The sequence below is a fragment of the Undibacterium sp. GW821-FHT11H02 genome (assembly GCF_058808015.1).
The window spans coordinates 1-4,081 of the sequence record NZ_JBXARG010000040.1; the positions used below are offsets into that span (position 1 = coordinate 1).

3 protein-coding genes are annotated in these 4,081 nt (G+C 46.6%); 2 read left to right on the plus strand and 1 reads right to left on the minus strand.

Annotation, left to right across the window (positions count from 1 at the left end; translation table 11 throughout):
* The first annotated feature begins 106 nt into the window (after window positions 1–106).
* A complete protein-coding gene (locus AC1RR2_RS20830; protein ID WP_493224207.1) occupies window positions 107–1,183 on the plus strand; it encodes an ATP-binding protein in 1,077 nt (358 codons plus the stop codon).
* 67 nt (window positions 1,184–1,250) lie between these two features.
* Here the strand turns inward: AC1RR2_RS20830 and AC1RR2_RS20835 are convergent, their stop codons facing one another.
* A complete protein-coding gene (locus AC1RR2_RS20835) occupies window positions 1,251–3,452 on the minus strand; it encodes an OsmC domain/YcaO domain-containing protein (RefSeq protein ID WP_493224208.1) in 2,202 nt (733 codons plus the stop codon).
* 219 nt (window positions 3,453–3,671) lie between these two features.
* Between AC1RR2_RS20835 and AC1RR2_RS20840 the strand changes: the two genes are divergently transcribed.
* Window positions 3,672–4,019 (plus strand): YhjD/YihY/BrkB family envelope integrity protein, encoded by a 348-nt coding sequence (locus tag AC1RR2_RS20840; protein WP_493224209.1) that lies wholly within the window; start codon window positions 3,672–3,674, stop codon window positions 4,017–4,019.
* The last annotated feature ends 62 nt before the right edge of the window (window positions 4,020–4,081 follow it).

Here is a 4,081-nt window from a genome sequence, read left to right on the forward strand (position 1 = left end):
TTCTGTTCTCCTTTGGCACATAAGTTTGCCTCAAGATCTCTAGTTATGCATGGCTTGATTTTACGGGAGGGTTACAGAAAGTGCTCATTTCTGGGATGCTGAAACGTTGAGTTTGCTTTTCCAGGCTACTACAAACACTCAACAACCATTTTTAAGAAGCGTAATTAAGGGTAGAGAGAAATATAAAAAGCTCCCTCTTACACAATACATCGAGAAGACCTTTGAGACGGCATTTAGCTCAGGAGAAGCCAAGCCGCAGGCTTTGGAGTTGAGCCGTGAGATCGCTAGACTTATTAATTGTGAACCGTTAAAAAATCTTCTGAAAGATATTGTTTATAATACAAAGGAAAAGTACTTTAAATACGGAAGCGATGGCTATTTCAACTCTAATGGCAAGGGCTTTGAGACAATACTTAAGCCACTTCTACAAGCGCATATTTCGCTTAGTGAGATGGACCAGTTTAGTGAACTTATTTTAAGGTGCTATCTTCGTCTTTGCTCTGATGTTGTTCTAGGATATGCGCAATACGAGCACATTCAACCAGTATTATCGCGAGCCAAGTCTTCCATCGCAGCGCTTCGCAATGTGTTGGAAATTGTGGATGTGCCGTCGCCGCCTTGTCTTTTGCATGTAATCTCACTCAAGAAATGCAAGAACGAAATTAAGAAAATCTTGCCGTTACTGATCGCTAAATATTTCTACATCAACCACAAGGATTCAGAAAACCTAAAGAGTCCGCCAACTAAAACGCTGCATCTAATTATTGACGAAGCTCACAATATTCTCTCTGAACAATCGACACGAGAGCACGAAATATGGAAGGACTATAGGCTTGAACTTTTCGAAGAGATCATCAAAGAAGGCCGAAAATACGGGGTCTATTTGACGCTTTCCAGCCAACGGCCTGCCGATATTTCTCCAACCATTGTTTCACAGATCCACAATTTCTTTATTCATCGATTGGTTAACGAGCGCGATTTAATGTTACTTGATAACACGATCAGTACACTTGATTCATCATCCAAGGCGCTTATACCGACATTGGCCAAAGGATGCTGCGTGGTTACAGGAACAGCATTCGATCTTCCAATGATCTTGAAGATAGATCCTCTCCTCAAAGAACATCGTCCAGCTAGTGATGATGTCAATCTTGACGAGTTATGGGTGATGCCGTCTGTGTGAAACCAATCGGCATCCAAGGGCACGACGTCGTGAGCATAATGTCTAGGGAGGAGACGCTTTGCCCGTACTATGGATTACTTATCATTTTCCCCCGCACCAAATGCAACTTCTTATAACTATCAATCAAACGCTGATGCCTATCTAAGCCCTCAAGCTTCATACTGGTCGGCGTCAAACCATAGAAGCGCACGCTGCCTTCTAATGAGCCGTAGACTGCATCCATGCGTTCATTGCCAAACATGCGGCGGAAGTTGTGTTCGTAATCGTCGTGATCGAGTTCGTCATCTAAATCGACTTCTAAGACCACATTCAAAGCTTGATAGAACAAGCCGCGATCAACGCTGTTGTCGTTGTACTGCAAGAAGGCTTGTACTTGATCGTGGGCTTCTTCAAATTCTTGCAGGGCGAGATTGATGAGTAATTTCAATTCGAGCACGGTGAGTTGTCCCCACACCGTGTTTTCATCAAATTCTATGCCTATCAAGGTGGCGATGTCGCTGTATTCGTCTAGTTCATTGTTTTCTAAACGGTCGAGCAAAGCCGCTAAGGCGTCGTCGTCGAGCTGATGCAAATTTAAAATGTCTGCGCGGAATAGCAGGGCTTTATTGGTGTTATCCCAGATTAAATCTTCAACTGGATAGACTTCGGAATAGCCCGGCACTAAGATGCGGCAAGCGGTCGCACCGAGTTGGTCGTAGACCGCTTGGTACACTTCTTTACCCATCTCGGAGAGGATACCGAATAGCGTTGCAGCTTCGTCGGCATTGGAGTTTGCGCCTTGACCTGAGAAATCCCATTCCACAAATTCGTAGTCAAACTTGGCGCTGAAAAAGCGCCACGACACCACACCGCTAGAGTCGATAAAGTGTTCGACAAAATTATTCGGCTCAGTGACCGCGTTGCTGACAAAAGTCGGTGGTGGCAAGTCATTCAGGCCTTCAAAACTGCGACCTTGTAACAGCTCAGTCAAACTGCGTTCTAGTGCTACTTCAAAACTTGGATGGGCGCCGAAAGAAGCGAATACGCCGCCAGTGCGTGGATTCATTAAGGTCACACACATCACCGGATATTGACCACCGAGTGAGGCATCTTTGACCAAGACGGGAAAACCTTGTTCTTCCAAACCTTGTATGCCCGCCATGATGCCCGGATATTTTGCCAATACTTCTTGCGGCACATCGGGCAAAGCGATTTCGCCTTCGAGAATCTCGCGTTTGACGGCGCGTTCAAAAATCTCCGATAGACATTGCACCTGCGCTTCGACCAGCGTATTGCCTGCGCTCATGCCATTGCTGGCGAAAAGGTTTTCAACCAGATTGGAGGGGAAGTAAACTGTTTCGCCGTCAGATAGGCGCACGAAAGGCAGCGAGCAGATACCACGTTCAACATTACCCGAGTTGGTGTCGATCAGATGCGAGCCGCGCAGTTCTTTGTCTGGGTTGTAAATAGCGAGGCTGTAGGCGTCTAAAATTTCTTTAGGCAGTGCGTCTTTCTTGCCCGGTTTGAACCACTTTTCATTCGGGTAATGCACAAACTCGGCGTTGGCGATGTCTTCGCCCCAAAACGAGCCCGCATAAAAGTGATTGTTGCTCAGGCGTTCTATGTATTCACCCAAAGCCGAGGCTAAAGCACTTTCTTTGGTCGCGCCTTTGCCGTTAGTAAAACACATAGGAGAATGCGCATCGCGGATATGTAACGACCATACATTCGGGATGATATTGCGCCACGATGCGATTTCGATTTTGATACCGAGTCCTGCTAACAAGCTCGACATATTCGCGATCGTTTGTTCCAGCGGCAAATCTTTACCGAGGATATAGGTGGCTGCATTGGCATCTGGGTTTAATGTCAGCAAAGCTTGCGCATCGGCGTCGAGATTGTCGACTTCTTCAATGATAAATTCAGGACCCGCTTGTACCACTTTCTTAACAGTGCAACGATCAATCGAACGCAAAATACCTTCGCGATCTTTGGCCGAAATATCGGCAGGCAATTCCACTTGTATCTTAAAAATCTGGGCGTAGCGATTTTCTGGATCGACGATATTGTTTTGTGAGAGGCGAATATTCTCGGTCGGAATATTGCGCGTATTGCAGTACAACTTCACAAAGTAGGCCGCACATAAAGCGGAAGACGCCAAGAAATAATCAAAAGGTCCCGGTGCAGAACCATCACCTTTATAACGAATCGGCTGATCAGCGATCACCGTGAAATCATCGAACTTGGCCTCTAGGCGAAGTTTATCGAGAAAGTTGACTTTAATTTCCATGAGAGTGTTCCAAAAAGGCGGCCAAAACAGCGTTAAAAGTGAATTACCCGCCATTATCCTAGATTCCACCCTCGACCGCTCAATTTCGTCTTTGTAGGCAGTTAGCCTTAAGCTGGATATCACCTAGTAATCGAGGTGTGTTGCCGTACAGACTACGAATAATGTCTCGTCTAGAATTTGCAAAAACATTGATTCCCTAAAAACTGCCTGGACATAAAAATGATCATAAAACTGCCCGGCGTCCTGCAAAGAATGCGTTACGTGGTCAATAGTGCGGTGAATGATTGGTTTAATCATCGTGATGCCAGCAAGGGGGCGGCTTTAGCGTTTTACACTTTGTTTTCGATGGCACCCATATTGGTATTGGTGATTGCGGTAGCGGGAAGCTTTTTCGGCAAGCAGCAAGCGCAACACGAGATCGTGGCGCAATTACGCCAATTGCTTGGCTCGCAGGGAGCCGATGCCGTACAACTGATACTGGCTGGTGCTAGTGATCAGGTGCAAGGCTTGCTGGCGACCGTGCTGGCGACCGCCTTGTTGCTATTTGGCGCGGCTAGGGCCTGTTAACATTTAAATTGGGAGTGCGAATGCGGAAAAACGGGCACAGGGCTAGGCGTCAAGGCGCGCCG

Bases quoted from the DNA above. Each gene is read 5' to 3' on its own strand.
- AC1RR2_RS20835 (WP_493224208.1), bottom strand. From the start codon at position 3,452: ATGGAAATTAAAGTCAACTTTCTCGATAAACTTCGCCTAGAGGCCAAG.
- AC1RR2_RS20840 (WP_493224209.1), top strand. From the start codon at position 3,672: ATGATCATAAAACTGCCCGGCGTCCTGCAAAGAATGCGTTACGTGGTC.